1 protein-coding gene and 3 tRNA genes are annotated in these 2,948 nt (G+C 42.3%); all 4 read left to right on the forward strand.

Annotated elements, in window-relative coordinates:
* Positions 1-82: 82 nt before the first annotated feature.
* Positions 83-158, forward strand: a tRNA-Phe gene (locus Q8W40_RS27805).
* Between the two features lie 38 nt (positions 159-196).
* Positions 197-272, forward strand: a tRNA-Asn gene (locus Q8W40_RS27810).
* Between the two features lie 725 nt (positions 273-997).
* Positions 998-2,623 carry a methyl-accepting chemotaxis protein gene (locus Q8W40_RS27815; RefSeq protein WP_126607265.1) on the forward strand — a complete coding sequence of 542 codons (1,626 nt, stop codon included), beginning with the start codon at positions 998-1,000 and terminating at the stop codon, positions 2,621-2,623.
* Positions 2,624-2,876: 253 nt separating this feature from the next.
* Positions 2,877-2,948: transfer RNA gene (locus Q8W40_RS27820), tRNA-Phe, on the forward strand.

Here is a 2,948-nt window from a genome sequence, read left to right on the forward strand (position 1 = left end):
CCGACTTAGCTCAGTAGGTAGAGCAACTGACTTGTAATCAGTAGGTCACCAGTTCGACTCCGGTAGTCGGCACCATTCTTTTGCCTCGATAGCTCAGTCGGTAGAGCAGAGGATTGAAAATCCTCGTGTCGGTGGTTCGATTCCGCCTCGAGGCACCATTATTTGGTGCTTATCTCAATGAGATAGCATAAATAATTCCCCCTTAGTTCAGTTGGTAGAACGGCGGACTGTTAATCCGTATGTCGCAGGTTCGAGTCCCGCAGGGGGAGCCATTTTTAAGAAGCCAAGTCGAAAGACTTGGCTTTTTTCGTTCTAATGATTCCTATAAATCCGTATCCCGCTAATACCTCAGGCCTCAGTCACTTCATAAACCTCGTCAGAAAAGCATCATTTAAACAGTCAATCTGAAACCGTCATTTGTACCATAATCAGGTGCCGAATAAAGGCAGCAATCTCAATCGAGTCAATATCTAATCTCTTACCCCGAATTTGGGTTAAGTAATGAATCAACGCGTTTTGACCCAACGATATTGTGCTTTTCTACTTTAAAATACAGACACCATAAGAGTATATGTGAACATAATGACATTACTCGCTATACAATCGATAGAAGTAAGTCATCTAACGATTAAGATTTCACTGGCTATTAATGATGATTTTATTGATCACCATTCAAATATTAAAAATTTATGAATTCCCATTGTTAGTTAGTCAAACAAAATAAGATAACGAATTCTATGGTTAATACTTAAACCAATAGAATATTCAGCTAATCATTATATGCACCAAATGGCATTATTTACCAAACGAGATCTCGATTAATTATTCGTCTAAATGTCAATTATTTCGAGCCAAAAATTTAATCTAACTCATACTTTGATATTTAAGCATTATTAAAATATTAAACTCTACCCTAATATGCCGATATAAAGCAGCAGGCAGAAATCGATACTTGGTTTCGGCTGACTTTAATTAGGCAAACTGCCGAGGGGACACCATGAAATTAAAAACTCAATCTTATTTGCTTTCGGCGATCATTCTGGTTTCGCTGCTAGCATTGACCGCTACAGGCTTATGGACACTGCGCGTTGCCAGTAACCTAGATAACAAGTCTCGTGTAACCGAACTGTTCAAAAGTACGTACAGTATTTTGGGCGAGATGGAAAAAATGGCGCAGGATGGGACCCTTACAGAGGAACAAGCAAAAACAATCGCTACTCGCATTCTTCGAAACAATATTTATAAAGACAATGAATACGTTTATGTTGCGGATGAAAACCTCAACTTTGTAGCGACTCCTTTAGATCCTCAACTCCATGGAACCAGCTTCCATGATTTCAAAGATGGAAACGGCGGCAGTGTTGGTAGCATTCTTCAACAAGCAGTAGCACAAAATCCAAATGGTATTGCGGAATACGTCTGGACACAAAAACAAGCAGACAATTCGATTGAAGAAAAGCTGTCCATTGCTGAAAAGTCCCAAGTATGGGGCTGGTACGTGGGTACTGGTATAGGATTTAATGAAGTGAATGAGCGATTCTGGTCTACCGCTAAATGGCAGCTCACTCTTTGTGTCTTCATTGGCGGTGCTATCTTTATTATTCTTCTTCTCGCTATTCGCCGAATGATATCACTACTAGGTGGGGAGCCTCAGGAAGTTCGCAAAGCCGTTCAAGCTGTCGCTGCAGGTCAAATCCAAGCAAACTTCAGTGAAGAGGCTGAGGAAGGCAGTATCTACCATGCTGTACAGCAGATGAGCCGCTCTCTTGCGCAATTGGTCAGCAACTTAGAAAAATCTATGGTCGCCCTAAGACAAGAGCTATCTGATGTCGAATCTCGCGCAGGTGTTATTGCTGGGTTAACAGATACACAGCAACAGTCTACTGAAATGATTGCAACGGCAATGACGGAAATGGCCTCTTCTGCAAACAACGTAGCAGATTCAGCTCGAGATACAGCCTCCAACACCGATGAAGCCGATAGACAAAGCCAAGTGACGCAGCAGCTTATTCACAGCACCGTTGGTAACATTGAAGGTTTGGCAACCCAGCTAGGTACAGCAAGCCAAGCTGTTTCAGACCTAGACAACGACGTAAACAACATTGCAAAAGTATTGGATGTTATTGGTGATATCGCTGAGCAGACAAATCTGCTGGCTTTAAATGCTGCAATCGAAGCTGCCCGTGCCGGTGAGCAAGGGCGAGGTTTCGCAGTCGTTGCCGATGAAGTGAGAAACCTGGCAGGCAGAACTCAAGGTAGTACCAAAGAAATCCAACAAATGATCTCCAATCTTCAAGAAGGGTCACGCAACGCAATCAACACTATGGGTGTATGCGCTGAAACTAGCCAAAATACGGTAGTTGAGTCAAGAAACGCATCCGAAGCGTTGCAGCACATCGTTGAAGCTCTAGAGTCCATTACATCAATGAGTCATCAAATTGCTACGGCAGCAGCAGAGCAAACTCAAGTTGGCGATGACATCTCACAACGAATCAACATGATTGAAGAAAGTGGTAACCAGCTAAGCAGTGTCGTTTCTGAAAGTCATAACAGTACGCAAACACTGTCTTCACTCTCAAATGAACTGGAAACTTGGGTCAACAAGTTCACCGTACAAAAATAATATATTGAGGTAATACACGAGGCTAAGAGTGTTCACGACATTCTTAGCCTTTTTTATCATCCAGACATATGTTGAGCTCATGCTTTTCGTCACGATATTCTAATTATATGAACGTAAACCGCCTTATAATTGATGGCATTTCCATCTCTAATGCTTAAAAACGTGCCACTAAGTACAGAAAAACATCAAACGATAGTTTTTTTACATTTTTGTATTGACCTCTAAGCCGAAAAGCCTTTTAATACACCCCGTCGCCCGGATAGCTCAGTCGGTAGAGCAGAGGATTGAAAATCCTCGTGTCGGTGGTTCGATTCCGCCTCCGGGC

The organism is Vibrio penaeicida, assembly GCF_030689305.1.
Classification (GTDB): Bacteria; Pseudomonadota; Gammaproteobacteria; order Enterobacterales; family Vibrionaceae; genus Vibrio; species Vibrio penaeicida_B.

Excerpts from the sequence above, each read along its gene's own strand:
- Q8W40_RS27815 (WP_126607265.1), top strand. The coding sequence starts at position 998 with ATGAAATTAAAAACTCAATCTTATTTGCTTTCGGCGATCATTCTGGTT.